28 protein-coding genes and 1 tRNA gene are annotated in these 25633 nt (G+C 69.5%); 13 read left to right on the forward strand and 16 right to left on the reverse strand.

Features of this window, described 5'->3' with window-relative positions:
- Positions 1-95 precede the first annotated feature (95 nt).
- From WFJ36_RS11790 to WFJ36_RS11805, 4 genes are read left to right on the forward strand one after another with little or no spacing between them, the layout of a single operon-like run.
- On the forward strand, positions 96-1007 hold the full coding sequence (locus WFJ36_RS11790; protein WP_336643325.1) for an ABC transporter ATP-binding protein: 912 nt from the start codon (positions 96-98) through the stop codon (positions 1005-1007).
- Positions 1004-1828, forward strand: coding sequence for an ABC transporter permease (locus tag WFJ36_RS11795; RefSeq protein WP_336643326.1), 825 nt, complete (start codon positions 1004-1006; stop codon positions 1826-1828). The genes WFJ36_RS11790 and WFJ36_RS11795 overlap by 4 nt, the downstream gene beginning before the upstream one ends.
- Positions 1829-1836: 8 nt before the next feature.
- Positions 1837-3105, forward strand: coding sequence for a sensor histidine kinase (locus tag WFJ36_RS11800; protein WP_336643327.1), 1269 nt, complete (start codon positions 1837-1839; stop codon positions 3103-3105).
- Positions 3102-3770, forward strand: coding sequence for a response regulator transcription factor (locus WFJ36_RS11805; RefSeq protein WP_336643328.1), 669 nt, complete (start codon positions 3102-3104; stop codon positions 3768-3770). Before WFJ36_RS11800 ends, WFJ36_RS11805 begins: the two co-directional genes overlap by 4 nt.
- 7 nt (positions 3771-3777) lie before the next feature.
- Here WFJ36_RS11805 and WFJ36_RS11810 read toward each other — a convergent pair whose 3' ends face one another.
- Positions 3778-4731 carry an aldo/keto reductase gene (locus tag WFJ36_RS11810; protein ID WP_071329119.1) on the reverse strand — a complete coding sequence of 318 codons (954 nt, stop codon included), beginning with the start codon at positions 4729-4731 and terminating at the stop codon, positions 3778-3780.
- Positions 4732-4877: 146 nt separating this feature from the next.
- Positions 4878-5183, reverse strand: a complete 306-nt coding sequence (locus WFJ36_RS11815) for a hypothetical protein (RefSeq protein WP_071328833.1) — start codon at positions 5181-5183, stop codon at positions 4878-4880.
- Positions 5184-5463: 280 nt separating this feature from the next.
- Between WFJ36_RS11815 and WFJ36_RS11820 the strand changes: the two genes are divergently transcribed.
- From WFJ36_RS11820 to WFJ36_RS11830, 3 genes are all read left to right on the forward strand, one after another.
- Positions 5464-6168 carry a hypothetical protein gene (locus WFJ36_RS11820; protein WP_336643329.1) on the forward strand — a complete coding sequence of 235 codons (705 nt, stop codon included), beginning with the start codon at positions 5464-5466 and terminating at the stop codon, positions 6166-6168.
- A gap of 305 nt (positions 6169-6473) precedes the next feature.
- Positions 6474-7580: a hypothetical protein gene (locus WFJ36_RS11825; RefSeq protein WP_336643330.1), complete on the forward strand. Its 1107-nt coding sequence runs from the start codon at positions 6474-6476 to the stop codon at positions 7578-7580.
- 2 nt (positions 7581-7582) lie between these two features.
- Positions 7583-8101 (forward strand): hypothetical protein, encoded by a 519-nt coding sequence (locus WFJ36_RS11830; RefSeq protein ID WP_292788508.1) that lies wholly within the window; start codon positions 7583-7585, stop codon positions 8099-8101.
- Positions 8102-8170: 69 nt separating this feature from the next.
- Here the strand turns inward: WFJ36_RS11830 and WFJ36_RS11835 are convergent, their stop codons facing one another.
- The 4 genes from WFJ36_RS11835 to WFJ36_RS11850 form a co-directional block, all read right to left on the reverse strand.
- Positions 8171-8677: a holin gene (locus WFJ36_RS11835; RefSeq protein ID WP_336643331.1), complete on the reverse strand. Its 507-nt coding sequence runs from the start codon at positions 8675-8677 to the stop codon at positions 8171-8173.
- On the reverse strand, positions 8674-9306 hold the full coding sequence (locus WFJ36_RS11840; protein WP_336643332.1) for a hypothetical protein: 633 nt from the start codon (positions 9304-9306) through the stop codon (positions 8674-8676). Before WFJ36_RS11840 ends, WFJ36_RS11835 begins: the two co-directional genes overlap by 4 nt.
- 122 nt (positions 9307-9428) lie before the next feature.
- Positions 9429-9881: a hypothetical protein gene (locus WFJ36_RS11845; RefSeq protein WP_336643333.1), complete on the reverse strand. Its 453-nt coding sequence runs from the start codon at positions 9879-9881 to the stop codon at positions 9429-9431.
- 135 nt (positions 9882-10016) lie between these two features.
- Positions 10017-10556: a DNA cytosine methyltransferase gene (locus WFJ36_RS11850; RefSeq protein WP_292788564.1), complete on the reverse strand. Its 540-nt coding sequence runs from the start codon at positions 10554-10556 to the stop codon at positions 10017-10019.
- 58 nt (positions 10557-10614) lie between these two features.
- Between WFJ36_RS11850 and WFJ36_RS11855 the strand changes: the two genes are divergently transcribed.
- Positions 10615-11619, forward strand: a complete 1005-nt coding sequence (locus tag WFJ36_RS11855; protein WP_336643334.1) for a tyrosine-type recombinase/integrase — start codon at positions 10615-10617, stop codon at positions 11617-11619.
- Positions 11620-11673: 54 nt separating this feature from the next.
- Here the strand turns inward: WFJ36_RS11855 and WFJ36_RS11860 are convergent.
- Together WFJ36_RS11860 and WFJ36_RS11865 are read right to left on the reverse strand one after the other, a co-directional pair.
- A tRNA-Thr gene (locus tag WFJ36_RS11860) sits at positions 11674-11749 on the reverse strand.
- 42 nt (positions 11750-11791) lie between these two features.
- Entirely contained in the window at positions 11792-12742 is a 951-nt protein-coding gene (locus tag WFJ36_RS11865; protein WP_336643335.1) for a DsbA family protein, read from the reverse strand.
- A 228-nt stretch (positions 12743-12970) separates the two neighbouring features.
- Between WFJ36_RS11865 and WFJ36_RS11870 the strand changes: the two genes are divergently transcribed.
- Positions 12971-14074, forward strand: coding sequence for an ABC transporter ATP-binding protein (locus WFJ36_RS11870; protein WP_060921924.1), 1104 nt, complete (start codon positions 12971-12973; stop codon positions 14072-14074).
- A 78-nt stretch (positions 14075-14152) separates the two neighbouring features.
- On the forward strand, positions 14153-15454 hold the full coding sequence (locus WFJ36_RS11875) for a DUF4032 domain-containing protein (protein ID WP_336643336.1): 1302 nt from the start codon (positions 14153-14155) through the stop codon (positions 15452-15454).
- A gap of 36 nt (positions 15455-15490) precedes the next feature.
- Here WFJ36_RS11875 and WFJ36_RS11880 read toward each other — a convergent pair whose 3' ends face one another.
- The 5 genes from WFJ36_RS11880 to WFJ36_RS11900 form a co-directional block, all read right to left on the reverse strand.
- Positions 15491-16132: an NAD(P)-dependent oxidoreductase gene (locus WFJ36_RS11880; RefSeq protein ID WP_071328836.1), complete on the reverse strand. Its 642-nt coding sequence runs from the start codon at positions 16130-16132 to the stop codon at positions 15491-15493.
- Positions 16133-16147: 15 nt separating this feature from the next.
- Positions 16148-17152: a 23S rRNA (guanosine(2251)-2'-O)-methyltransferase RlmB gene (gene rlmB, locus WFJ36_RS11885; RefSeq protein WP_071328837.1), complete on the reverse strand. Its 1005-nt coding sequence runs from the start codon at positions 17150-17152 to the stop codon at positions 16148-16150.
- Positions 17145-18551, reverse strand: a complete 1407-nt coding sequence (gene cysS / locus WFJ36_RS11890) for a cysteine--tRNA ligase (RefSeq protein ID WP_336643337.1) — start codon at positions 18549-18551, stop codon at positions 17145-17147. Before cysS ends, rlmB begins: the two co-directional genes overlap by 8 nt.
- Positions 18552-18560: 9 nt before the next feature.
- A complete protein-coding gene (gene ispD, locus WFJ36_RS11895) occupies positions 18561-19808 on the reverse strand; it encodes a 2-C-methyl-D-erythritol 4-phosphate cytidylyltransferase (protein ID WP_336643338.1) in 1248 nt (415 codons plus the stop codon).
- 68 nt (positions 19809-19876) lie between these two features.
- Entirely contained in the window at positions 19877-20359 is a 483-nt protein-coding gene (locus tag WFJ36_RS11900) for a CarD family transcriptional regulator (protein ID WP_045255828.1), read from the reverse strand.
- A gap of 134 nt (positions 20360-20493) precedes the next feature.
- On the opposite strand from WFJ36_RS11900, the gene WFJ36_RS11905 reads away from it, so the two are divergent.
- Positions 20494-20964, forward strand: a complete 471-nt coding sequence (locus tag WFJ36_RS11905; protein ID WP_071328840.1) for a DNA modification methylase — start codon at positions 20494-20496, stop codon at positions 20962-20964.
- A gap of 54 nt (positions 20965-21018) precedes the next feature.
- On the opposite strand, the gene WFJ36_RS11910 is transcribed toward WFJ36_RS11905, so the two are convergent.
- The gene (locus tag WFJ36_RS11910) at positions 21019-21702 is read right to left on the reverse strand and encodes a response regulator transcription factor (protein ID WP_071328841.1); all 684 of its coding nucleotides are present in this window, start codon (positions 21700-21702) and stop codon (positions 21019-21021) included.
- Positions 21699-22922 (reverse strand): sensor histidine kinase, encoded by a 1224-nt coding sequence (locus WFJ36_RS11915; protein WP_071329120.1) that lies wholly within the window; start codon positions 22920-22922, stop codon positions 21699-21701. Before WFJ36_RS11915 ends, WFJ36_RS11910 begins: the two co-directional genes overlap by 4 nt.
- Positions 22923-23136: 214 nt before the next feature.
- On the opposite strand from WFJ36_RS11915, the gene phoU reads away from it, so the two are divergent.
- On the forward strand, positions 23137-23835 hold the full coding sequence (gene phoU / locus WFJ36_RS11920) for a phosphate signaling complex protein PhoU (RefSeq protein WP_025104304.1): 699 nt from the start codon (positions 23137-23139) through the stop codon (positions 23833-23835).
- An 80-nt stretch (positions 23836-23915) separates the two neighbouring features.
- On the opposite strand, the gene WFJ36_RS11925 is transcribed toward phoU, so the two are convergent.
- On the reverse strand, positions 23916-24665 hold the full coding sequence (locus WFJ36_RS11925; RefSeq protein WP_292788374.1) for a phosphoglyceromutase: 750 nt from the start codon (positions 24663-24665) through the stop codon (positions 23916-23918).
- A gap of 59 nt (positions 24666-24724) precedes the next feature.
- On the opposite strand from WFJ36_RS11925, the gene WFJ36_RS11930 reads away from it, so the two are divergent.
- Positions 24725-25546, forward strand: a complete 822-nt coding sequence (locus WFJ36_RS11930) for a class I SAM-dependent methyltransferase (protein ID WP_336643339.1) — start codon at positions 24725-24727, stop codon at positions 25544-25546.
- Positions 25547-25633: the final 87 nt, after the last annotated feature.

Here is a 25633-nt window from a genome sequence, read left to right on the forward strand (position 1 = left end):
CACGGTGCCGTCCTCCTGGAGGACGAGCGCACCGCATCAGGGAATCGTCCTGCAGGAGGACGCGCGCCGGCCCGATGATCCGTAGCGTGGTGCCCATGATCACCGCAGAAGGCCTCACCAAGAGATTCGGGGACAAGACCGCCGTCGACGGCGTGTCCTTCACCGTGCAGCCAGGGAGCGTCACCGGCTTCCTCGGACCGAACGGCGCAGGGAAGTCGACGACCATGCGCATGATCGTCGGGCTGGACCGTCCGACGGCGGGCCGGGCCACCGTGGCCGGCCAGGAGTATCGCAAGCTCCGCGCCCCGCTGACCGAGGTCGGCGTGCTCCTCGATGCCAAGGCCGTGCACACCGGTCGGACAGCGCGGGATCACCTCCGCGCGATGGCAGCCACGCACGGCATCCCGACCTCCCGTGTCGACGAGGTCATCGAGCTCGCCGGCATCGGCGCGGTCGCCCGCAAGCGCGCCGGGAAGTTCTCGCTCGGCATGGGGCAGCGACTGGGGATCGCCTCCGCGCTGCTCGGCGATCCGCACACCCTCATCCTCGACGAGCCGGTCAACGGCCTCGACCCGGAGGGCGTCCGCTGGGTGCGGCAGTTCGTCCGGCATGCCGCCTCCGAGGGACGGACGGTCCTGCTCTCCAGCCACCTCATGAGCGAGATGGCGCAGACGGCGGACCACGTCATCGTGATGGGACGGGGCAAGGTCCTCGCCGACGCCCCGCTCGCGGAGCTCGTCCGCTCCTGGACGACCAACCGCGTCCGCGTGCGGACACCCCGCCCGACCGACCTCGTGGCCGCTGTGGGCGGTCCGGACGTGGAGATCGTCAGCGCGGCTCCCGATCTGCTCGACGTCGCAGGGCTCCCGGCAGCCCGCATCGGCGACCTCGCCGCGGAGCGCGGCATTCCGCTGCACGAACTCACCCCGACCACCGGATCCCTCGAAGAGGCCTACCTCGCCCTCACCGGCGACGCCGTCGAGTACCGCACGAAGGAGCTCTCATGACCGCCGCCCCCGCCGTGACGACCCCGGCCGTCGCGCCCCCCGCCACCGACTCGGGCCGGCGCCTCACCTTCCCGCGCGCCGTGCGCGGTGAGGCGATCAAGCTCATCACCCTCCGGTCCACCTGGTGGTCCATCGCGATCGCCGCCGCGCTCACGATCGGCATCGCCGTCCTCATCGCTCAAGCGATCGACGCCCCCGGCTTCGACCCGATCCAGGCCGTCGTCATGCCGATCCAGTTCACGATGCTGCTCGCCGGCATCATCGGAGCGATCTCGGTGACCGGCGAGTACTCCACGGGCATGATCCGCTCGACGCTGACGGCCGACCCGATCCGCGGGTCCGTACTGCTGGCGAAGTCGCTCGTGCTCGCGGCCTTCCTCTTCCTGTCGTCGCTGGTCATCTTCGGCGTCGCCGCGGTCGCCGTGTCCGCCGTGGTCGCAGGACGGGAGCAGGGCATCGACTGGACTGACCCCGCGACCTCCGTCCTGCCGATCGTCGTCGCCTCGCTCGCCATGGCCGTCTTCGCGCTGATCGGCGTGGCCTTCGGCTTCATCCTGCGCTCGGGTGCCGGAGCGATCGCAGCGACCGTCGGTCTGCTGTTCGTCCTGCCGATCGTCGCGAGCTTCTTCGCGATGGCGGGAGAGGCCTGGGCCTGGGTGATCGACGCCTCCGCCTACCTCCCCGTGGCCGCCGCGCAGAGCGCGATCCTGCCCGGTGACACGGCGACGCTGGATGCGCCGGTCGCCTTCCTCACCCTCGGCTGCTGGGTGGTCGGCGGTCTGCTGGCCGCGTGGGCCGTCCTCCGCACGCGGGACGCGTAGGAGACCGGGTGCCGGCGAAGCGACGCGGAACGGACACGGTCCGGGAGGACGAGGGGCTGCGGCTCCCTCGTCCTCCCGGCTTGTTCCGGCGTTTCTGGGCGCGCCATCCCGTCCTCGCCGACGTCCTGCTCGCCCTGCTCTGCATCGTCCTCACGATCACACCCGCCGCGCGCATCGACGATGCCGACCGCGGCCCCGTCGGGCTCGCGCTCGCCGCCCTGCTGCCGCTCTGCGTGGTCGTGGCCTCCGCCACCCTGCTCTGGCGCCGACGGAAGCCCTGGCTCCCCGCGATCGCGGCGATCCTGCTCGACGTCTTCCTCCTGTTCACCGCGCTGCCGGGGAGCAGCCCGCTGCTGCTGTTCGCCGGCTACTCCCTCGCCGTCTACCGCTCCACCCGTGCCGCGTGGACCGCTTTCGGCATCGGCGTCGCAGCCAGCGCCTCGGGAGCCGGGCTTCTCCTCTGGGCGGGCATCTTCACATTGCAAGAGGCGGTCAACGCCCTGCTCGGCACGGTCGTGCTCGGTCTCATCGGCACTCTGATCGGCGCGAACGTCGGGAGTCGGAAGCGGTATCTCGACGCTGTCATCGACCGCTCGCGACAGCTCCTCGTGGAGCGGGACCAGCAGGCGCAGCTCGCCGCGGCGGCGGAGCGGGCACGGATCGCGCGGGAGATGCACGACATCGTGTCGCACTCCCTGACCGTGGTCGTGGCACTGTCCGAGGGCGCGGCCGCCACTCCGGACCGCGAACAGGCACGCGCGGCGGCCACCTCTGCGGCGGATACCGCCCGCAGCGCGCTCACCCAGATGCGGGCGATGCTCGGCGTGCTGCGGGATGACGACGCCCCGCTCCTGCTCGCGCCGGTCTCGCCCGCCTCTCCGCAGGAGACGGTCGCGGCGGCGCAGCGGACCGGGTATCCGGTCACCCTCGCCACAGCGGGCCAGGCGGAGGTGTCGTCCGATGTCGCCCATGCGCTCGGCCGGATCGTGCAGGAGGGACTGACGAACGCGATGCGGCATGCGCCGACCGCTTCGACCGTGTCCGTGCTTCTGGAGTACGCGCCCGGTACCGTGGTCATCGAGATCGTCAACGACGGTGTCGCGGGCACTCCCGGAGAAGGGGGCTTCGGCCTCCGGGGTCTCCTGGAACGCGCCGCTCACGTCCGCGGCACACTGGAGTCACGGCCGGACGGTGCGGGCCGCTGGCTCCTGCGCGCCGTCCTGCCGACATCGTCCGAGGCGCCGGCCGTGTCGCCGCGCGGGGAGGGGAACACATGACATCGCCCATCCGTGTGCTCCTGGTCGACGATCAGGAGCTGATCCGTCTGGGGTTCCGCATGGTCCTGGAGGCGGAGCCCGACATCGTCGTGATCGGAGAGGCGGGGGACGGGAAGGCGGCGATCGCGCAGAGCGCCGCGCTCGCCCCCGACCTCGTGCTCATGGACATCCGCATGCCGGAGCTCGACGGGATCGCGGCGACGACGGCCATCGTCGGCGCCCACCCCGAGACGAAAGTGCTCGTCCTCACGACCTTCGATCTCGACGAGTATGCCTTCGGTGCGATCCGCGCCGGAGCCAGCGGGTTCCTGCTCAAGGATGCGCAGCGCCAGGAGATGCTCTCCGCCGTCCGTGCCGTGCATCGCGGGGACGCCGCCTTGGCGCCGAGGATCACCCGCGTGCTGCTGGAGCACGTCGGCACGCAGCTCTGGACCGTCGCTGTCGACGAGGTCGCGGATGCCGGGTACCGGTCCCTGACGGAACGCGAGCGCGAGGTGTTCGTCGCGATCGGCCGGGGGCTCACCAACGCCGAGATCGCGACGACTCTCTACGTCGGCGAGTCCACCGTCAAGACGCACGTCGGGCGGATCCTGGCGAAGCTCGGGGCACGCGACCGGATCCACGCCGTGATCCTCGCGCACCGGCTCGGCCTCGTCGGTCGGTGAGAGCGGGTCAGCCCTGCGGCGGTGTCCAGGCCGAGACGCGATTCAGGCGCTCGACCTCTTCGGGCGAAAGCTCCAGCCGCGCACCGGCGAGCAGATCCGGCACCTGATCCACCGTCCGGGCACTCGCGATGGGCGCGACCACGGTCGGCTGCGCACGCAGCCAGGCCAGGGCCGTCGCGGCGACCGAGGCGCCGTGCGCTCCGCCGATCTCGTCGAGGGCGTCGATGATCCGCAGCCCTGCCTCGGTGGCGTACTTCGCGGCGCCGGCGGCCCGCGGAGATCCCTCTCCCCCGGCGTCCGTCGAGCGGTACTTGCCCGTGAGGAAGCCGCTCGCCAGCGCGTAGTACGGCACGAGGCTCAGCCCGAACTCCTCGGCGACGGGGATGATGGTGTCCTCGACGTCGTTGCGGTGCACGAGGTTGTAGTGCGGCTGAATGGCGACGGGACGCGCGACGCCGAGTCGGTCCGCGATGTCGATCCACTGACGGATGCGGTCGGCCGTGTAGTTCGACACCGCCACGTGCCGCACGAGCCCGTCCGTGACGAGGGCGCCGAACGCCTCGACCGTCTCCTCCAGCGGCACGGACTCGTCGTCGAAGTGCGCGTAGTAGAGGTCGATCTCGTCCACTCCGAGGCGAGCGAGCGACGCTTCGGCCGCCCGACGGACGTTGCCGGCCGACAGACCGCGGAAGGCCGGATGCTGGCTGACCTTGGTCGCGACGACGACCCCCTGGGGCCGCCGCGACGCGAGCCACGCACCGATGATCGTCTCGCTCTCGCCGCCCTCGTTGCCGGCAACCCATGCGCTGTAGGAGTCCGCCGTGTCGATGAAGTCGCCACCCCCATCGACGAAGGCGTCGAGGACGGCGAAGGAGGCGTCACGGTCGGCCGTCCAGCCGAACACGTTGCCGCCGAGGGCGAGGGGGAAGACGTCGAGGTCACTGGAGCCGATGCGGGTCATGTTCGAGACAACCGCGACGAGCGGCGCGAACATTCCCGGAAGCGGAACACGAAGATGCGCAGGTGGCCGGGGCGGGGTGCCGACCACCTGCACCCCAGTAACATAACACCCTCCGAAGTTATACGCGATATGCGAGCGGTCGGACGTCACGGAGCACCCGCCAACCACTGGCGGCCCGCGTCCGCTCCGTGTCGCGCTTCGAAGTCTCGGATGTCCCGCAGCGCGCGCCTCACCGTGAGCACGTACGCGATCGCCAACACCATGCTCACCGTCCCGACGGCCACTCGCATCACATCGAGGGCGCGCGCGTCCGTCAGAAGACCAGAGCTCAGCCACCAGGCGGCGCTCACCGTCCAGAACACGGCGAGCACGATCGCCCACGTCCTCCGTCGCTGCAGTGCGAGCCGCTGCTGGATCAGCGACGGGCCGGGCTCGTCCGCGGGTTCGCTCATGCGCAGAGCCTAGCGCTGGGGCCGTGGGTGCCGGTGAAGTGGGCAGCGCTCCTGGCCTAGACACGAGAAAGGCCCGCATCTCCCGTGTTTCCAAGGGGATGCGGGCCTTCATGTGTGGATCCGACTACGGGACTCGAACTCTACTTTGCGCTGCGCTGTATCGTATTCCCCGCATAATCTCTGGCGCCGTCAACCACCTTCGACCACTGTTGACCCCCTTCGGATACGTGCATCTGTGGGCAAAGGGTGGGCACGAGCACGCGTCGGTATAGTCGGCGTCATGAGCACCGTGATCGAGCACAAGAGCGTCGACGGCAGAGCCGTCATCACCGACACGCACTTGATCTTCGAGTACAACTTGCTCGGTCGAGTCGGGCGCATGACGAAGCGGTCGGAGATTCCGCTCGACAAGATCTCGGCGTATGACATCGTCACCGGTCCAATCATGTATCTCCGCGTCTCCGCCGATGGGTGGTCGGCAACGCCCGACCCCTCCAAGTCGGCACTGGCGTTCGCTCTCCACCCACGCAAGTCCTATGCAGAGTTCGTGTACGAGCTGCGCATGGCATCGGGAGCAGAGATGCGTCGGATCGACGTTCCTACTACCCCGTCCGCTTCCGCTCCTAGCGCGCCGACGCGCGCCGCCCGACTTCCGTCGGCGGAGTTCGGTGGCTACAAGCTCCGTGACGGCGTACTGAAGAGCGGCGGCAAGTCGGTCAGCGTGCAGGGCGCGGAGGCGGAGGCGACGCAGGGCGCACCCTCTCAGCGCTCCACTCTCACTCGGATGGGAGCAGGCGCACTCATCGCGGGTCCGATCGGCTTCGTCGTTGGGGCCGTCGCGCGGAAGAACACGTCGAAGTGCTATGTGACGATCGGCGTTCCCGATGGTGTGGTCGTCATCGAGAGCAAGGCGAAGGAGTTCCCCGACGCCGTGCGCTTCACCGACGTGGTGAATCGCACTGCGCAGCAGCTCGCCGCGGAGTAGGCCCGCCGCGCGTTAGAGTCACGTTTTCGACGGGGGAAGGAACACCCCGCCAATGCCATCGCGATCCCTGCACCTCGACGTCGCGCTCAGTGTGAGGTTGTCCGCCGCGATGTCTGTGCGCTGGGCGCGTCCAGTTGCGCCATGTCGTCGCGTTGCCTTCGATCGCTCGACACCAACGGGATGACGGTCGACAGTCGATCTGACCTGACCTGTCCCCCATACGGCCTACAGACGGTAGCGGTGGCCGCAAATAACCTCTCCATGTAAGCGCCTCCAACGGGGATGGCGATCGATCGGAGGAAGCAGTGTTCGAGAGATCTGCTGCAGCTGCTGCGGTGATGGGATTGGTCGGGGCGATGGTCGCTTCCCCGGCGATGGCGGACAACGCCAATCCGGTGACCCCAGAGTTCTCTGGGGTGGTCGAGAGTTCGAACGGCGTGTCATTGGACGGAGCGACCGTGCAGATCTCGGCCTGGCCGAGCAACGAGGTCCTCGCCGCCCTGAACGAAGGCGATCCCGTACCTATGACCCCAGTCGGCGTCGGAACGACGGGGAGGGACGGCCGCTTCTCCGTCCCGGTCGATACGGCATTGGCCGCACGAAACGTCCGGGCGGACGGAGCGGTCAACTATCAGGCGTTGGTGTACGGCCCGGACGGGTCCCTGATCTCGGACTATTCGTTCGCCCAAGAAGAGAACCTGCGGGCGGGCGTCCGGTCCCTCGACATCGAAGCGTCTGTTTCTTCGCAGGAGTTCAATGCGCAGGCGACAGCGGCGAAGCAATCATCGTCATCTTCGATCGCAGCTGCGGCGGCGGCCTGCGGACAGATAGACGGGGGCGTTGCAGGCAACTACTGGGTGCAGGTGGGCAGGGTCGGGTCATCGGCGACTAGTGGATTCTCCGCCTCATTCTCATATTCGTCGTCGCAGAGTTCGACACTTGGCGTTGCAGTGAAGACGCCGAGCGGATCCTGGGGCGCGAGCGGGAGCGTCAGCGTGAGCAGGGCAAGCTCCACGTCAACGACGTGGCCCGCGCTCACGGGATCGGGCGGTCGCGCCTTTAAGACACAGTTCCAGTACAAGGTCTTCAAAACCGTTTGCACGGGCACCGGGGAACAGTCACGTTCGCTGCGTCCCGTTGCTCACGTGGGAGGAACCTCCACGAGCACCGCGTCTGTCAGCGCTTCATATTGCACGAGCTATGTGTCCGGATCCACATTCACTCGTTCGAGTTCCACGGCACAGACCATCTCGGGCGGCGCCGACGTTTCGGCCTACGTCGGATTCGATCTGAGCGCAAAGACGGGGTACTCCACCACGAGCAAGGTGACGATCAAGTTCACTGCAGCCAAGTCACTGTGCGGATCCCAGGGATACCCAGGAGCGACGCCCGGAACTCTAGTAGTGAAGTAGACATGACTTCACGGAACCCGAACCGTGTGGCTGCCGCCGCGATGGCGGCGGCCACACTGGTGCTCACCGCGTGCACCCCCTCAGGACCCGCGTACCTTGCCATGGGGGGCGACGTGGGAACGCTCTGCATACCCGCTGCCAACAACGAGGACATTGCTCTAGGAGAGACCGTGAAGGCCGAGTCAGACGTCACCGTCTCGTCCGTGGAGCTGCTCGACTCAGCGGGCTTGAAGACCGTAGGCTCCGCATCGGTGATAGCGCTCAGAGACGGAGCAACAGCGATTGGCGCTCAGCCGGTCGCGGCCCTCAGCGATGAGGTAGGGGGCCTGTGGGACGAGAGAATCCCCGCCGAATCCGCTCGACTGGAAGCAGGACAGCACTACTCGGTTGTCGTAGTGGTGAAGCTCGAGGGACAGACCGGCATAGCCCAACGGATGCGAGTGAATTACGAGACGCCCGGGGGTCTCAAAAGCACAGCAGAAGGAACCACGGCATACGAACTCGCGCCGAATTGCAACTAAGCTGTCGGCCCAACGACGAAAGACCCCCACCCGCCGGAGGCTGGGTGGGGGTCTACTCGACTCTGGCACTCAGGAGAACATGCTCTCCTGGTGGTCTCGGACGAGGGCACCGAGGTCGGGCTCAGCCTTCGGTATGTCCGCCCAGGTGCCGTCTTCGGTCCGCTCGGGCGTGATCTTCGGCGCGCGCGTCGGATCTGCCGGGAGGGTTGCAAGGACTAGTCGGAGCAGCGAGATGAACGCGGCTCCGAGAGCGGCTTGCAGCACGACCGGCCAGTCGACGTCCGAGAGAAGGACCGCTCCGGTGAGTCCGGCGGCGAGGGACTGGCCGAAGGTCTTCGCGACGCGTTCGAGCGCGGCGAGCCACCAGGGCAGGTCGACGCCCTCGTACTCGGGCAGGCCGAAGAGCGATGTCGCGAACGAGAGGATCGCTCCGACCGTGGCGGCCGATGCGGCCATGAGCCACGGGACGAAGGCGAACTGCGCGGCGGCGATGTACGGGACCGCGATGGCAATCGCGGTGTAGACGGCGCGCAGGACTGCGGCCTTCCACCAGGCAGGGTCGGTGAGCTTGCTCATGGTGCGGGTTCTCCTTCAGTGGGTGTGGGTATGTAGATCACGGCCTGTCGGATGGCCGGGATCTCGGTTTCGCTCTCGGCGGCGGCGAGCCACACGGGCGTCGCCGTGAAGCCGGACGGTCCCGCCGGACCTGCTGGCCCGGCGGGACCGGTCGGCCCGGGGGTGGTGCTGTCTGCCCCGTCATTGCCGTCGGCTCCGGGTGCCCCTTGGTCGCCCTTGTCGCCGGCCGGTGCGGTGCATGCCCCGGTGGTGAAGCACTCCGCGACCGCGGCCTGCAGCTGCGCCGCGGTCGGCGGCGGCGCGTCCGCCCCGTCCTTCCCGTCGCGGCCGTTTAGGACGACGGGAGCGGTCGGCCTCGGTGCGGGCGCGGGGTCGACGACGGGTGTCTCGCCCAGACTGATCTGGTCCGCGAGCGCCTGGCCCTGCGTCTCGGACTGGGCGAGCCGGTCCTTGACGTAGGCGAGTTCCTCGCGGTTCGCGGTGCTCGCAATCGACGAGAACACCGCGAAGCCGATCGAAGCGAGGATGAGGAGCCCGAACAGGATCCTCGAGAACCACGTCCACCGGTTCGCGCTGCGCGCGACTCGGTCGACAGTCGACGAGGGCTCAGTGTCGGTGTGTTCGGTCATGGCAACCCCATCCGTCACGGATGAATGAGCCGAAGATCGAGAAAGACGACAGCGACACCAGCGAGGCCGATCGACGCCCGCGGTCGGCCACCCACTCCGGCTTGTCGTTGTCGTCGGCCATGTCAGCCTGCCGATCGCAGATAGAGCGCGTGCACGCGGGCGGTGCCGTCGGCGACGGCCTTCCAGAGCAGGTAGTCGTCGCCGTAGATCTCGAGCATCGTGTCGAGCGCGACGATCGCGGACATCGGCGTGCGCGTCTCTCCGACGAGGGCGTACCAGGTGAGCTCGGCGGCGAAGTAGACGGGAACGTCGGCGACGTCCTTCACCCAGAGCGGCACCTTGACGCCCCAGGCGAGAGCGTGCGCCGCCCACTCGGCGTCGGACTCGAGAAAGCCGTTCAGGATCGAGTCAAGCCAGACGAGGTTGATCAGCTGGTGCTTGTCGGCGCGGCCGCCCATGCCGCCCTGGCGGTGCTGCGGGACGATGCGCGCGGTCTGGGTGCCGGTCATCACGCACGCGCGACCGTGCTCGGCGTCGAGCTTCGCGAGCACCCTCCTGGGAACGTGAACACCCATGCGATTCCTCCATCGAGTGGCATTGACAGGCGCGGCTCTTCGCGCACATGTAGGGGGTCTTGCAGGGCAGGCAGACGTAGCGGCGCTCGCGCGGGAGCGGCGTCGGCTGGGCGCTGAGCGGCAGGATCTTGCCCATCAGAAAACCCCCAGCGTCTCGGCCGTCATCTCGGCTCGGGCGGTGGCGAGCGCGGCTCGCTTGGACTCGTGGAACTTCCGCGCGAGCACGGCCTCTCGGCGCGCGACGATGTAGGACTCCGGGAAGAATCCGTCACCGCGCTTCTCGTGAGCGGCGACCTCACGGTCGTAGCCCTTGAGGGCCTGCGCGAGGCGCTCCTCGGCGCGAGCGAAGGCACGTTCGGCCTTCTCCGCGGCCCGCGCCTTCAGCTGTGCGAAAGCGGCGACGGTGGGATCCGCCTCGACGACGATGCGCTCGATGACGGGTTCCTGCTTGCGCGTCTCGACCGGGGCGATCAGCGCCTGGAGGATGGCGAAGGCGAGCAGGGGCGGGACAGCGTTGCCGATCTGCAGGAACTGCTTTCCGCGCGACCCCTGGAAGGGGAACGGTGCCGGGTATGTCTGCAGCGTCGCAGCCTCGGACACGTCCATGCGGTAGGCACCGCTTCCGGCGCGGTCTCCGTACTTTTCGCGCGCGGCTTCCTCCCCGAGTCGGGCGATGTCGCTGGCGTTGACCTAGACGAAGAAGGAGGCCGAGCTCTTCCTCGCATCGGTCACCATGTCGAAGGCCCGTGGCGAGTACCTCGACCCCTCACACGCGCGCACCATGATCGCCGAGCTCTACCCGACGTGGCTCGCAGGGAAGGCGAGCCTGAAACCCTCGGCGTACGCTCAACTCCCGATCGCGTGGCGCCTGCACGTCGAACCGCGATGGGGCGGCCGAGAGGTCGGCGGCATCCTGCCCTCCGAAGTGAAGGCGTGGGCGATCGAGCTCACCCAGGACAGGCCCGACGGCACGAAGGGACGAAGCGCGACCGTCGCACTCCGCGCGCTAGGCGTCCTCGCCGGGATCCTCGACACAGCCGTCGATGATCGCCGCATCTCACGCAATCCCGCGCGCGGCCTCAAGAACCTCCCCCGCAAACCGAAGCGAAAGGCCGGCCGGGTCTATCTCAGCCACGACCAGGTGCACCGCCTGTCCGCCGAGTCGTCGCGGCCAGAGCTCGTGCTCACCCTCGCGTACACCGGACTCCGATGGGGCGCGGCCGCCGCGCTCCGGGTCCGCAACGTCAACCTCCTTCGCCACAGGCTGCACGTCGAGGAGAACGCCGTGCAGGTCAACGGTGTGATCCGCGTCGGCACGCCGAAGACGTGGCAGCTGCGATCGGTGCCGTTCCCGAAGTTCCTAGTCCCGCTGCTCGAGCGGTGCGCACTTGGCAAGGGACCAGACGATTTACTGTTCGGTGACGGCATTGCCCATCTGCGCCCGCCCCGGTTCGGAAACGGCTGGTTCGACGGCGCAATCTCCCGCCTGCAAGCCGTCGATGCGACCTTCCCTCGCATCACGGCGCACGACCTCCGACACACCGCCGCCTCCCTCGCGGTCGCCGCCGGTGCCAATATCAAGGCGCTGCAGCGGATGCTCGGCCGCGAGTCGGCGAGCATCACCCTCGACGTCTACGCCGACCTCTTCGACGACGACCTCGACGCCGTTGCAGAGAGCCTCGCCACCGCTGCGAAGAAGCAGAGTGTGGGCAAATCGTGGGCAGGGCTTCTCGCTTAGCAACGACGAAGGCCCGCATCCCCTGTGTTTTCTAGGGACGCGGGCCTTCGTGTGTGGAGCCGACTACGGGACTCGAACCCGTAACCCCCGTATTACAAGTACGGTGCGCTACCAATTGCGCCAAGTCGGCGGATGCCATCACAGCTTAGCGATGGCGGGGACACGCGGCGGACTACTCCGCGGGTGCCGAGATGGCCGTCGGGGTCGGCGTCGGAGTCGCCGACTCGTAGTAGGCCTCGCTGGCGACCGACATGACGAACGTCGACAGCTCCTGCGGGTCGTCCAGCGCGCCGACGTAGGCCTCGCCGTTGACGACGATCATCGGGGCGGCGGTGAGCACGAGGTCGTCGGAGCCGGGGAGCGGCCCCTCGAGCGCGCGGGTCGTCGCCTCCTTCGCCCAGCTGACGTAGTCGCCGTCCTGGATGCAGGAGCGCACGGTCTTGGCGTTGTCCACGCCGACGGCGCCCGCGAGATTGGCGAGCTCCTCGTCGGACATCCCGTCGCTGCCCACATCGGGCTGGTCGTCGAGGAGGTCGTGGTTGAACGCGTAGAACTGGTCCGGCGAGTGCGTCGCCACGCAGGCGGCGGCCGCGGCGGAACGCAGCGAGTACTTGGTGCCGTTGGAGCTGGCGGTGAGGAGAGCGACCGGGTGGTAGCTGACGGTCGCGGCACCGTCCTCGATCCACTGCGCGAGCAGCCGGGCGTTGGCGCGCTCGAACTTGCCCGCGTCGGGCGAGAGGTAGTCGACGTACACGTGGACCTCGACAGCACCTGCCGCCGACGGCTCGGGCGACGGCGTCTCGCTGGTGCCGGCCTCGCTGGGCTCGGGGTCCGGCGTGGGGGAAGCGGTACCGGCGATCGCCGCGGACGCGATGTCGGTCACCACGACGCCGTCGGCCTCCATGCCGGTCGGGCTGAGCTGCGGCTTGGACGTCTGCGAGGTCACGGCGAGCGTCACGGCGGTCCCGATCGCGCCGACCGCGATGATCGCGACCGCACCGATGATGATCCGTCGCATGAGACGCGCCCGCGACTGCTGGGCGTGCACCTTCTGTGCCTTCTCCCGCACGGCCTCGCGCGAAGTGCGAGGGGCGGGGACGTTCGGCGTTTCGTCGCTCGACATCGTTCCTCTTGAGTCTCAGGGGGTCCGGGTTGGCCCCGACCACCGTCGGGCGGTGATCGCCGCTGCGCACGGCCGGGTTCGATGCTAACCAGTGAGGCTGAGAAATACCCAGGTGCGAGGGTTCGTGCCATACTGATTCCGACCCGATGAAGGGTCACGGCGGGTCGCTCCGCCGCTTCATTCACTACGGATCGTCCGGCACGTACCTGCCGGTGAAGGAGAAACACGATGGCATCTGTGACTTTCGACGAGGCCACCCGCCTGTACCCCGGCGGCACCCGTCCGGCTGTCGACAAGCTCAACCTCGAGGTGGGAGACGGCGAGTTCCTCGTCCTGGTCGGTCCCTCCGGTTGCGGTAAGTCCACCTCCCTCCGCATGCTCGCCGGCCTCGAAGAGGTCAACTCCGGCCGCATCCTCATCGGCGACCGCGACGTCACCGACGTGCCGCCGAAGGACCGCGACATCGCGATGGTGTTCCAGAACTACGCGCTGTACCCGCACATGACCGTCGCCGAGAACATGGGCTTCGCGCTCAAGATCGCCGGCGTCGGCAAGGAGGAGCGCGCCGCGCGGGTCCTCGAGGCCGCGAAGCTCCTCGACCTGGAGCAGTACCTCACCCGCAAGCCGAAGGCCCTCTCCGGTGGTCAGCGTCAGCGTGTCGCCATGGGTCGCGCGATCGTCCGTCAGCCCCAGGTCTTCCTCATGGACGAGCCGCTGTCGAACCTCGACGCGAAGCTCCGTGTCCAGACCCGCACGCAGATCGCCTCGCTGCAGCGTCGTCTCGGCGTCACCACGGTCTACGTCACGCACGACCAGACCGAGGCGCTCACCATGGGCGACCGCATCGCCGTGCTCAAGGACGGTCTGCTCCAGCAGGTCGGCTCGCCGCGCGACCTGTACGAGAAGCCGGAGAACGTCTTCGTCGCCGGCTTCATCGGCTCGCCCGCGATGAACCTGTTCTCGGCCGACCTGGCCGACGGCGGCGTGCGCTTCGGCACCGAGATCGTCCCGCTCGACCGCGACACCGTGGGCCGCGCCAACGGTTCGCAGGTCACGGTCGGCGTCCGCCCCGAGGACATCACCGTCGGCCCGGCCGACGGCCAGGGCCTGTCGGTCGTCGTCGACCTCGTCGAGGAGCTCGGCGCCGACGGCTACCTGTACGGCCACACGGAGATCAACGGCAAGCGCACCGACCTGGTCGCCCGCGTCGACGGCCGCAACCACCCGAACGCCGGGGAGACCGTCACCCTCGCCGCGAACCCGGGCCACGTGCACGCCTTCGACCTCGAGTCCGGCGACCGCCTGAACGACAAGCCGGTCGTCTCGGCCTGATCGGACACCTCCACCGCGGCGCGGGCTGACTTCGGTCGCCCGCGCCGCGTCGTTTCCCCGGCACCCTCAGGAGCCCCCATGCAGGAATCCCTCCGGATCACGGCCAAGACGGTCGACCCCGGTCTGCTCGCTCTGCCCTGGTCGACGCCTCTGGAGAAGTGGCCGTCCGAGCACATCGTCTCCCTCCCCAAGGGCCTCTCGCGCCACCTCGTCCGCTTCGCCGACCTCTCGGGTCGCGTCGTGGCCGTCAAGGAGACGACGACCGAGATGGCGCGGCGTGAGTATGAGATGCTCGGCAACCTCGCGCGCCTCGACGTACCGTGCGTGGAACGTGTCGCGGTCATCGCGGGGCGCACCGACGCGTCGGGGGCGCCGCTCCCCGCGGCACTGGTCACCTCGCATCTGCGCTTCTCGATGCCCTATCGGGCGCTGTTCACCCGGGTGCTCCGTCCGGACACGGCCACCCGCCTCGTCGACGCGCTGGCGCTGCTGCTCGTGCGCCTGCACAACGTCGGCTTCTACTGGGGCGACGTCTCGCTCTCCAACACCCTGTTCCGCCGGGATGCCGGAGCCTTCGCGGCGTACCTCGTCGACGCGGAGACCGGAGAGCTGCACGAGGAGGGCCTGACGGACGGACAGCGCGCCTACGACCTGGACCTCGCGCGCACGAACATCGCCGGCGAGATCATGGACCTCGCCGCGGGCGGTCGCCTGGAGCACGGCGTCGACGCCGTCGCCATCGCGGACGGCATCGTGTCGTCCTACCGGTCGCTGTGGGCCGAGCTCACCGCGCAGGAATCGTTCTCCGCCGCCGAGACCTGGCGCATCACGGAACGCGTCGAGCGGCTCAACGCCCTCGGCTTCGACATCGACGAGATGTCGATGTCGACGACCGCCGACGGCACCGTGGTGGAGATCCAGCCGAAGGTCGTCGATGCCGGGCACCACCAGCGCCGGCTCATCCGTCTCACTGGTCTCGACGTCGAGGAGAACCAGGCCCGGCGGCTCCTCAACGACCTCGACGAGTTCCGTGCCCGCTCCACCAAGCAGTGGGCGGACGAGGAGATGTACGCGCACGAGTGGCTCACGCGCGTCTTCGAGCCCGTCGTGCGAGCCATCCCCTACGACCTGCGCGCCAAGCTGGAGCCGGCCGAGGTGTTCCACCAGGTGCTGGAGCACCGCTGGTACCTGTCGCAGGCGCAGGGACGCTCTGTGGCCCTCGCGGAGGTGCTGACGAGCTACATCAACGACGTGCTCCGCCACCGGCGCGACGAGGCCACCATCATGGGGCCGCCGACCGAGACGATGGGCCTCCCCGTCGTCACCGGCACGCTGGCGCTCAGCGACGACGACGAGGTGGACTGGCGCGACCTCGTCTGAGACCGTGCCCGCACGTCGGCGCCGCGCCCGACGGCGTCAGTACCCGACGGTGAACCGCTCGCGGTGGTGGTTGGCTTGCTCGATCTCGTCGACGATGGCGACGGCGAAGTCCGCCCCGGAGATGTACGACTTCCCGTCCTCGTCGCGGACGAGCACGTCACCACCGTCCCGGTAGTGGCCGGTGCGCTCGCCCTCCGCCCACGGCCCGAAGACCTCGGCCGGGTGGACGAAGAACCAGTCCAGGCTGTCCGCGGTGCGCTCCAGGAGCGCGAGGGAGTCGATGCCGACCTGCGCCTCGTGCTTGTACTCCTCCGGGAACCCCTGATCGAACAGTCGGGGGCCACCGGGCGCGACGAGGCTGCCGCCCGCGCCGCCCACGACGCCGAGCCGGGTCTCGGTGCCGTCGAGCAGCCCGACCACGTTCGTCAGCGCCTCCAGGACACGGTCCTCCATGTCGCCGCGCGGGGAGAGCGCGGAGACCACGGCATCGGCACCCGCGAACGCCTCGGTCAGCGTCGCGGGGTCGAGCGCGGACCCCTGCACGTAGGCGGCACCCGCGACCGGATCCGCCGGAGTCGAACGCGAGATGGCGACGACCGCGTGATCACGACTCACCGCCTCCGCGACGATGTGGCGTCCGGCGTAGCCGGTTCCTCCCAGGACGATGATGCGGGCCATGCGTATTCCTCTCGGTCAGTCCGCGGCGCGGACGGTCGCGACCTGGTACAGCGCGACCGAGGCCGCGATTCCCGCGTTCAGCGACTCGGTCGCCGCGGAGATGGGGATGGAGACGATCTGGTCGCAGGTGTCGGTCACGAGGCGAGACAGGCCCTTGCCCTCCGAGCCCACGACGATGACGACGGGGCGGTCCGCCAGCTCCAGCGCCGGCAGCGAGACGTCGCCGTCGCCGTCGAGTCCGAGCACGAACACGCCCTGCTTCTTGAACTCCTTGAGCTGCGTGGTGAGGTTCGAGGCCAGCGCGACCGGGATGCGCGCAGCCGCGCCCGCACTGGTCTTCCACGCCGCCGAGTTCACCCCGGCGGAACGGCGCTGCGGCAGGATGATGCCGTGGCCCCCGAACGCCGCCGTCGAGCGGATGATCGCACCGAGGTTGCGAGGGTCGGTGATCCCGTCGAGGGCGACGAACAGCGGCGTCTCGCCGCGATCGATGACCTGCTCCAGGAGGTCCTGCGGGTGCGCGTACTCGTACGGCGGCACCTTGAGGGCCACGCCCTGGTGCACGCCGTCGAAGCCGGCCATGCGGTCGAGCTCCTGACGCGTGACCTCGAGCACCGGGATGTCGCGGTGGGTCGCGATCGACAGCATCTCCTTGACGCGGTCGTCCATCTCGACGCGCTGCGCGATGTACATCGCCGTCGCCGGGATCTTCGCGCGCAGCGCCTCGAGCACGGAGTTGCGGCCGGTCACCGTCTCGGTGTCGGTGGTGTTGTCCTTCGACCGGGCGCTGCGGTTCGGGTTGCCTCCGGAGGCGGGACGCCCTCCGGGCTTGCCCTTGCCGCCCGCAGCCGCGTAGCGCTCGGCCGCGGCCTTGCGCTTACCGGCGGGGTGCCACGCGCGGTCCTCCGCCTTCGGCGTGGGGCCACGCCCCTCGAGCGCCTTGCGCCCGAGACCGCCGGTGCCCTTGGTGGGGCCCTTCTTGTTTCCCTTGCTCGCGCCGGGGCGCCCTGGCTTAGCCATCGATACTCCAATGAGTTCCGGCCGGAGTGTCCTCCAGCGTGATTCCTGCGGCGGCGATCGCGTCTCGGATGCGATCCGCCGCCGCCCAGTCCTTCTCCGCGCGCGCGGTGGCGCGCTGCGCGATCATCTCCTGCACCAGCGCGTCGAGCGCCGCTGCCTGCGCATCCCCGGCCTTCCGGGAGCCTGCGTCCTCCACGAGGCCGAGCACACCGGTCATGGCGAGCACCGCCTGCGCCGCGTCCAGAGCCGCCGCGGTGTCACCTGCGTCGAGAGCCGAGTTCCCGGCCCGCACGCTCTCATGGACGACGGCCAATGCCTGGGGCACGCCGAGGTCGTCGTCCATCGCCTCGACGAAAGCGGCGGGCAGGCTCTGCGCGTCACCGCCAGCGAACCCTTCTTCGGCCCCCCGGAATGCGCGATCGAGGAACGAGCGGATGCGGCCGAGCGCCGCCTCCGCCTCGGTCCAGGACGATTCCGACAGGTCGAGGCTCGACCGGTAGTGCGCGGCGGCGAGGGCGTAGCGCACGACCAGCGGGTCTCGCTCCGCGAGCACGTCCCGCGCGAGCGTGAAGTTGCCGAGCGACTTCGACATCTTCTGGCCGTCGACGGTCACGAGGCCGTTGTGCACCCAGTAGCGGGCGAAGCCGTCTCCTGCTGCGGTCGACTGCGCCAGTTCGTTCTCGTGATGAGGGAACCGCAGATCCAGACCGCCGCCGTGGATGTCGAACTCCGCGCCGAGGTATCGCTTCGCCATGGCCGAGCACTCGATGTGCCAGCCCGGGCGCCCCGGCCCCCACGGCGACGCCCACGTCGCGTCGGTGGGCTCGTCGGACTTGGCGCCCTTCCACAGAGCGAAGTCCTGGGGGTTGCGCTTGCCCCGCGGGTCGGCGTCCTGCGCCGCCTCCATCGCGTCCACGGACTGATGGGTGAGATCGCCGTAGGACGGCCAGGAGCGCACATCGAAGTACACGTCGCCCGACCCGTCAGGAGCGGGGTACGCGTGGCCCCGGTCGATGAGCAGCGCGATGAGCTCCTGCATCTGCGGGACGGAGGCCGTCGCCCGCGGCTCGTACGTGGGCGGCAGGATGCCGATGCCGGCGTAGGCCGTGGCGAACTCCTGCTCCATCCGATAGGCGAGCGCCCACCACGGCTCGGCTTCCGTGGCGTTGGCGAGCACCTTGTCGTCGATGTCGGTGACGTTGCGCACGAAGGTCACGCGGCCGTGACGGTGCGTCAGCCAGCGGCGCAGGAGATCGAAGCTCAGGGCCGCCCGGACGTGGCCGATGTGCGGGCCGGACTGCACGGTGGGTCCGCACACGTACATCGTGATGTTCTCGGGATCGAGAGGCACGAAGTCGCGCAGCAGCTGTGCGCGGGTGTCGTAGAGGCGGAGAGTCACCGCTCAAGCCTACTCGGCGGGCGCTGAGAGACCCCGCTCCGGTCGCGGGATGACGACCGCGACGGCCGTGACCGCGATTCCCTCGCCCCGCCCGGGGAAGCCGAGGCCGTCCGTCGTGGTGGCCGTCACAGCCACCGGAGCACCCCAGAGCGCCGCCGACAGAACCGCCTCGGCCTCCTTTCGACGTGCGCTGAAGCGCGGACGATTGCCCTGGAACTGGACCGACACGTTGCCGATCGCGAAGCCCGCCTCCGCCAGGAGCTCCGCGGTACGGGAGAGGAAGACGTCGGCGTGGGCCCCCGCATACTCCGGATGGGCGGTGCCGAAGTGCTCGCCGATGTCGCCGAGCCCGGCGGCGCCGAGCAGGGCATCGACGATCGCGTGGGCGACCGCGTCCCCGTCCGAATGCCCGGAGAGCGCGGGCTCCCCCGGCCATTCCAGCCCGGCCAGCCACAGCGGTCCGTCGCCGCCGAACGCATGCACGTCCGTGCCGATGCCCACGCGGGGCGCGCCCCCGACGACGGCCGACGTCCGAGGCGCAACGGAAGGCGTGGCGGGCGCGGTCGCGACGAGCAGGCGGGCGCGCTCCAGATCGGCAGGGGTGGTGATCTTGAACGAACGCTCGGAGCCGGGCACCAGCCGCACCGCGTGCCCCGCCGCGGCGAAGAGCGCCGCGTCATCCGTGTACTCGACACGCTGAGCCGTCGCCTCCGCGTACGCCGCTTCCAGCGGGCCACGAGGGAACCCCTGCGGCGTCTGCGCGGCCGCGAGCTCCGCACGATCCAGGGTGCCCACGACGAGACCGTCCGCGACCCGCTTGAGCGTGTCCACGACCGGCAGGCTCGGCACGGCGCCGGCGTCGCCGATCACGGCCTCCGCCACGGCGTCGATCACCTCGGGCGGGGTCAGCGCGCGCGCAGCGTCGTGCACGAGCACTGTGCGCACGTCCCCCCACAGCGCCGCGAGTCCGGCGGCGACGGATTCCTGCCTCGTCGCGCCTCCGGTGACCACGCGGCCCAGGTCGGCACGATCGCCGGCGGCCGCGAGCAGCTCGGTCTGCGCGTCGCCCTCGTAGCCTGCGGGCGCGACGACGACGACCTGCAGGGGTGCCGCCGCGAACACGCCGTCGAGGGCGTGCCGCAGGATGGTGCGGCCGTCGATGCCGACGAACGCCTTGGGCGCTCCGGCCTCGAGACGGGTGCCGGAACCGGCGGCGACGACGATGATCGCGGTATGCGGGACGGGGAGGATGCTCACAGCTTCACGTTACCCGCGGAGACGACAGAAGGCGGGTGCCGCAGCACCCGCCTTCCGTGAAGGACGTCTCAGGACGCGAGGACCTCGTCGAGCAGTGCGCCCGCCTTGTCCTCGTCGATCTTCTCGGCCAGGGCCAGCTCCGAGATGAGGATCTGCCGGGCCTTGGCCAGCATCCGCTTCTCGCCCGCGGACAGGCCGCGGTCCTGGTCGCGGCGCCAGAGGTCGCGCACGACCTCGCTCACCTTGATGACATCGCCGGACGCGAGCTTCTCCAGGTTCGCCTTGTACCGGCGCGACCAGTTGGTGGGCTCCTCGGTGAACGGCGCGCGTAGCACCTCGAACACGTGATCGAGGCCCTCCTTGCCGATCACGTCGCGGACGCCGACGAGGTCGACGTTCTCGGCCGGGACCTCGATGATGAGATCGCCCTGCGTGACGTTGAGCTTCAGGTACTTCTTCGCCTCGCCCTTGATGATGCGCTCCTTGACCTCGATGATGGTCGCAGCGCCATGGTGCGGATAGACGACGGTCTCGCCAACCTCAAAAAGCATAAAAACATGTCCTTTCGGCAACCTCAAGGATACCACAGGGGATATGCGCTAAGGTTCGCGCTCCCCGTTCCCTGCGCGCTCCCGACTTACCCATAGAATGGGGAGGGATATCCCGTCGGACCTCAGGAGGACCCGTGAAATCGCGCCTTGTCGCGTCTGCCGCCATCAGCGCCCTCGTTCTGCTCGGCGCGACCGGGTGCACGTTCATCACGCCGCAGTCGACGAAGATCGAGTACGCGGCCTCCGACGGCGTGAACGTCTCCGATCAGGACGGCCCCATCGCCGTGCGCAACGCCCTGATCATCGCGAACGAGGACGGCACGGTCGGCAACTTCGTCGGCGCCGTCGTCAACCCGTCGCAGGACCGCGCCACCCTCACTGTCTCGCTGGAGGGCGGCGATCCCTTCATGATCACCGTGCCGGCCGGCGGGACCGTCAGCTTCGGCGCCGACGAGGAGCCCGTGGAGATCACGGGGCTCGACACCATGCCCGGTGCCACCGTCGCGATGCACTTCCAGTCCGGCGACTCCGCCGGCGTCACGACCGAGATCCCGGTCCTCGACGGCACACTGCCGTACTACTCGGACCTCGCTCCTCAGGACTGAGTCCCCGGGGACGCGAGAGGCCGGCACCCGTGGGTGCCGGCCTCTCGCGTCTCCTCAGCCTTCGAAGCGGTAGCCCAGCCCTCGGACCGTGACCAGCATCACCGGCTCGCTGGGGTTCTCCTCGATCCGCGAGCGGATGCGCTTGATGTGCACGTCGAGCGTCTTGGTGTCGCCGAAGTAGTCGCTCCCCCACACGCGGTCGATGAGCTGGCCGCGCGTGAGCACGCGTCCCGAGTTGCGCATGAGCACCTCGAGGAGTTCGAACTCCTTCAAGGGCATGTTGATCTGCTCGCCGGCGACCGACACCGTGTGCCGATCGATGTCGAGCGAGACGCGCCCGCCTTCCAGCACCCGCTCGTCCAACTCACCCTCGGCCTGCACGACCCGTCGCAGCACCGCCCGCATCCGGGCGAGGAGCTCCCGCGACGAGTAGGGCTTGGTGATGTAGTCGTCCGCTCCGAGTTCGAGCCCCACGACGATGTCGACCTCGGAGTCCTTCGCCGTCAGCATGATGATCGGCACGGCCGAGGTGGAGCGGATCTGACGGCACACCTCCGTCCCGGGCATCCCCGGGAGCATGAGGTCGAGCAGCACGATGTCGGCGCCGCGCTCCCGGAACGCCGTGAGGGCACCGGGGCCGTCCTCGGCGATCTCCACCTCGTAGCCTTCGCGACGGAGCAGATACGCGAGCGGGTCGGCGAGGTCGGGTTCGTCTTCGACGAGAAGGATGCGGGTCATGCGGTCTCTCCGTTTCGGACGCGCGTCGCCCCGGTCGCGGGGGCGGCCTTGCGCGCGCGCTTCTTCTTGCTCTTCTTGCCCTGTCCGGCGTTCGCGGGAGCATCGATCCGGGGCAGGCGGATGGTGAACGTGGACCCGCGGCCGGGGCGCGACCACAGCCGCACCTCTCCCCCGTGCCGCTGGGTGGCGTGCTTGACGATGGACAGCCCGAGGCCGGTGCCGCCGGTGCGCCGGGAGCGGGCCTCATCCGCGCGATAGAACCGCTCGAAGATGCGCTCGCGATCGGCCTCGGCGATCCCGATGCCCTGGTCGGACACGGCGATCTCCACGACGTCGTCGTCGGCCTTCACCCCGACGCCCACGCGGGAGCCGCGGGGCGAGTAGACGATGGCGTTGGCGATCAGGTTGCCGACCGCCTCGATGAGGATCTGCGCGTCGCCGCGGACCCACACCCCGCGATCGCCGCCGCGGGCGAGCTCCACACCCGCGGAGTCGGCCTGCACGACGTGGGCTTCGATCGAGGAGGCGATGACCTCGTCGATCGAGACCGGGGCGACCTCGGTCAGCCCGTCCTCCGCCTGCAGCCGGGACAGGCTCATGATGCGTCCGGTGAGCTGACCGAGGCGGCCCGCCTCCGCCGAGATCCGGGACGCGAACGCCCGCACCTGGGCAGGGTCGTCGGCGGCGGATTCGATGGCCTCCGCGAGCAGACTCACGGCCCCGACCGGCGTCTTGAGCTCGTGGCTGGTGTTGGCCACGAAGTCCCGGCGCATCTGGTCCAGGCGCTCCTGCTCGGTCACGTCGCGGATGATGAGGAGCACCAGGCGCGTGCCGATCGCGCTCGCCCTGGCCGACACCAGGCGAGGGTCGAGGCTGAGACCGCCGCGGGTGATGCGCAGGGACTCGGTCGCCGTCTCCCCCGTCGAGCGGACGCCCCGCACGAGCTGCCGGAGCTCCGGGTTCTCGAGCGTCGATCCGACCTCGATCCCGAACCGCGCGGCGGCTTTCGACGTGGCGAGCACGAGGCCGGAGACGTCGACCACGCACGCTGCGTCATCCATGCTGCGCAGCACGTCGGTGATCCCGGTCGGGATCGTCATCGACGTCTCCTCCTCCGCCCGCGCCCGCGCCCGATAGGCCCAGACGACCAGGAGGGAGAGGCCCACCCCGATCGCCAACCCGATGGCGAGGGAGGACAGCGCGAGCTGCGGCAGGGTCATGACTCCAGCGTAGAGCGCGTTCACCGTCGATCCGGCGGGTTCCCGCGCCATCCCGGGGAGCGGAGACGTACTATTCACTCGCCGGGCACCGTTCGTTAACCTTCGGAGCAGACAATCGCTTCAGGCCTGCGCGCGCGCAGCCCTCCCCCTGCGGACGCCCCGCCGCCCCGCGCTGGACCGTCAGCCGGGATCCGAACGAAAGGTTGCGCCCACCATGCGCGAAGTCTTCCACCAGTCCCTCGAGGACCTGCAGTCCCGCCTCGTCGAGATCGCCGAGCTCGTCACGGTCTCCATCGACAAGGCCACCCGCGCGTTCGCCACGAGCGACGTCGCGCTGGCCGAGGAGGTCATCGCCGACGACGCGAAGATCGACGAGCTCGCTGTCGCGCTGGACGAGCAGGCCATCGAGATCCTCGCCCGCCAGCAGCCGGTCGCGCGCGACCTCCGGATCGTCGTCACGGCGCTCCGCGTCAGCGCGTCCCTGGAGCGGATGGGCGACATGTCCGAGCACATCGCCCAGCTCGCCCGCCTGCGCTTCCCGGAGCGCGCGATCCCGAAGGGCCTCAAGGGCACGTTCGTGAAGATGGGCGAGCTCGACGTGGAGATCTCCCGCACGCTCACGGAGCTCCTCCGTACCCAGGACCTGAAGTTCGCGGACGCGATCCGCAACGCCGATGACGACGTCGACGAGCTGCACGCCAGCGTCTTCGAGAAGGTGCTCAGCGACAACTGGAAGGGCGAGGCCGTCGCCACGGTCGATGCGACGCTCGCCAGCCGGTACCACGAGCGCTTCGCGGACCACGCGGTCGCCGTCGCCAAGAAGGTGGTCTACCTCGCGACGGGCGACTGGCACGTCGAGGAGGAAGACATCGCCCTCGCGGTGGAGCAGCAGGAGCAGCTCGGCCACGCCTGACCGAAACCCCGCCTTATCGCCGAGACCCCCTGCTGCAGTCGCCTGCAGCAGGGGGTCTCGGCGTGAAACCGGGGTCTCGGTTACTTCTTGCCCTGGGCGGCGACGGCCGCGGCACCGGCGGCGGCGGCCTCCGGGTCGAGGTAGCGACCGGGACCGGTCGGCGCGTTGTTCTCGTCGAGCTCGTACACGAGCGGAATGCCGGTCGGGATGTTGAGGCCGGCGATGTCGTCGTCGCTGATGCCCTCGAGGTGCTTGACGAGGCCGCGCAGCGAGTTGCCGTGCGCCGTCACGAGCACGGTCTTGCCGGCGTCGAGGTCGGGAACGATCTCCGCGTCCCAGTAGGGAAGGAGGCGGTCGATGACGAGCTTCAGCGACTCCGTGCGCGGCACCTCGCCGTCGATGCCCTCGTAGCGGGCGTCGCCTACCTGGCTGAACTCGCTGGCGTCGTCCAGAGGGGGCGGCGGCACATCGAACGAGCGTCGCCACAGCTGGAACTGCTCAGGACCGAACTCTTCGAGCGTCTGCGCCTTGTCCTTGCCCTGCAGAGCCCCGTAGTGGCGCTCGTTGAGCCGCCACGAGCGCTTCACCGGGATCCACAGCCGGTCGGCGGCATCCAGCGCGATGTCGGCGGTCTGGATCGCCCGGCTCAGCAGCGACGTGTGCAGCACGTCGGGCAGGATGCCGGACTCGGCGAGGAGCTCACCGCCGCGACGGGCCTCGCTCTTGCCCTGCTCGGTCAGGCGGACATCCACCCAGCCGGTGAAGAGGTTCAGCTCGTTCCACTCGCTCTGGCCGTGGCGGAGCAGGATCAGGGTGCGCTTCGCAGTCATGTCGTCAGTTTATCCGGGGTACGGAGCGGGCACGGCGGCGAAGGAGGGAGGATGGACGTATGGCGTCATCTCCCCTCGGTCGGCCGACCCGCGGCACGACCGGGACGAACCGGCTGCGTCGGAACGACCGCTGGATCGCCGCCTCCCCCGCCTTCCGTCGTGCGGCGGACCCGCTCGTCGTCGACCTCGGTTTCGGAGCGAGCGGGGTCACCGCGTTCGAGCTGGCCGCACGGCTGCGACGCGTACGGCCGGATGCGGAGGTGCGCGGTCTCGAGCTCGATCCGGACCGGGTGGCGACCGCGGAGCAGCAGCTCGCCGAGGTCAAGGCCGGCCGGAGCCCCTTCCCCGCCGACCTCCGCGTCTCCTTCGGCCGCGGCGGGTTCGAGGTGCCGCTCCCGGGCGGTCGGCGGCCCGCGGTCATCCGGGCGATGAACGTCCTGCGGCAATACGACGAGGAAGAGGTCGCCGCCGCCTGGCGGACGATGGCGCACCGCCTCGCTCCGGACGGGCTGCTCGTGGAGGGGACGTGCGACGAGATCGGACGCGTCGCGAGCTGGGTGGACGTGGATCCGCTGGGTACTCCGGTCCGCTTCACGGTGTCCCTCCGTCTTCGCGAGCTCGAGGTCCCGAGCATCGTGGCGGAGCGGCTGCCCAAGGCGCTCATCCACCGCAACGTCCCCGGCGAGCGCATCCACGCGCTGCTGGTCGATCTGGACCGAGAGTGGGAGCGCGCCGCTCCGCTGTCGACCTTCGGCGCCACGCAGCGATTCCTCGCCGCGGTGGCCGCGCTGCGCGCGCAGGGCTGGCCCGTGCAGGGCGGGCGGAGCCGCTGGCGACTGGGTGAGCTCACCCTGCCGTGGGAGGCCGTGGCACCGGCCTGACGGCACCCCGCGAGGACGCACTCCTGCTGTATACCGGTGCGCACCTCACCCCGGGCCTGCGCACCGCTAGCGTCGTACGCGGCGGGC

It is taken from the genome of Microbacterium sp. MMO-113, from assembly GCF_037148555.1.
Taxonomy (GTDB): domain Bacteria; phylum Actinomycetota; class Actinomycetes; order Actinomycetales; family Microbacteriaceae; genus Microbacterium.

Bases quoted from the DNA above. Each gene is read 5' to 3' on its own strand.
- WFJ36_RS11840 (WP_336643332.1), bottom strand. From the start codon at position 9,306: ATGACCGAACACACCGACACTGAGCCCTCGTCGACTGTCGACCGAGTC.
- WFJ36_RS11815 (WP_071328833.1), bottom strand. From the start codon at position 5,183: ATGAGCGAACCCGCGGACGAGCCCGGCCCGTCGCTGATCCAGCAGCGG.
- WFJ36_RS11865 (WP_336643335.1), bottom strand. From the start codon at position 12,742: ATGTCGAGCGACGAAACGCCGAACGTCCCCGCCCCTCGCACTTCGCGC.
- WFJ36_RS11925 (WP_292788374.1), bottom strand. From the start codon at position 24,665: ATGACTGCGAAGCGCACCCTGATCCTGCTCCGCCACGGCCAGAGCGAG.
- phoU (WP_025104304.1), top strand. From the start codon at position 23,137: ATGCGCGAAGTCTTCCACCAGTCCCTCGAGGACCTGCAGTCCCGCCTC.
- WFJ36_RS11820 (WP_336643329.1), top strand. From the start codon at position 5,464: ATGAGCACCGTGATCGAGCACAAGAGCGTCGACGGCAGAGCCGTCATC.
- WFJ36_RS11855 (WP_336643334.1), top strand. From the start codon at position 10,615: ATGTCGAAGGCCCGTGGCGAGTACCTCGACCCCTCACACGCGCGCACC.
- WFJ36_RS11930 (WP_336643339.1), top strand. From the start codon at position 24,725: ATGGCGTCATCTCCCCTCGGTCGGCCGACCCGCGGCACGACCGGGACG.
- WFJ36_RS11830 (WP_292788508.1), top strand. From the start codon at position 7,583: ATGACTTCACGGAACCCGAACCGTGTGGCTGCCGCCGCGATGGCGGCG.
- WFJ36_RS11875 (WP_336643336.1), top strand. From the start codon at position 14,153: ATGCAGGAATCCCTCCGGATCACGGCCAAGACGGTCGACCCCGGTCTG.
- WFJ36_RS11790 (WP_336643325.1), top strand. From the start codon at position 96: ATGATCACCGCAGAAGGCCTCACCAAGAGATTCGGGGACAAGACCGCC.
- WFJ36_RS11870 (WP_060921924.1), top strand. From the start codon at position 12,971: ATGGCATCTGTGACTTTCGACGAGGCCACCCGCCTGTACCCCGGCGGC.
- WFJ36_RS11805 (WP_336643328.1), top strand. From the start codon at position 3,102: ATGACATCGCCCATCCGTGTGCTCCTGGTCGACGATCAGGAGCTGATC.
- WFJ36_RS11810 (WP_071329119.1), bottom strand. From the start codon at position 4,731: ATGACCCGCATCGGCTCCAGTGACCTCGACGTCTTCCCCCTCGCCCTC.
- WFJ36_RS11880 (WP_071328836.1), bottom strand. From the start codon at position 16,132: ATGGCCCGCATCATCGTCCTGGGAGGAACCGGCTACGCCGGACGCCAC.
- WFJ36_RS11915 (WP_071329120.1), bottom strand. From the start codon at position 22,922: ATGACCCTGCCGCAGCTCGCGCTGTCCTCCCTCGCCATCGGGTTGGCG.
- WFJ36_RS11795 (WP_336643326.1), top strand. From the start codon at position 1,004: ATGACCGCCGCCCCCGCCGTGACGACCCCGGCCGTCGCGCCCCCCGCC.
- rlmB (WP_071328837.1), bottom strand. From the start codon at position 17,152: ATGGCTAAGCCAGGGCGCCCCGGCGCGAGCAAGGGAAACAAGAAGGGC.
- WFJ36_RS11910 (WP_071328841.1), bottom strand. From the start codon at position 21,702: ATGACCCGCATCCTTCTCGTCGAAGACGAACCCGACCTCGCCGACCCG.
- WFJ36_RS11900 (WP_045255828.1), bottom strand. From the start codon at position 20,359: ATGCTTTTTGAGGTTGGCGAGACCGTCGTCTATCCGCACCATGGCGCT.
- WFJ36_RS11835 (WP_336643331.1), bottom strand. From the start codon at position 8,677: ATGAGCAAGCTCACCGACCCTGCCTGGTGGAAGGCCGCAGTCCTGCGC.
- WFJ36_RS11845 (WP_336643333.1), bottom strand. From the start codon at position 9,881: ATGGGTGTTCACGTTCCCAGGAGGGTGCTCGCGAAGCTCGACGCCGAG.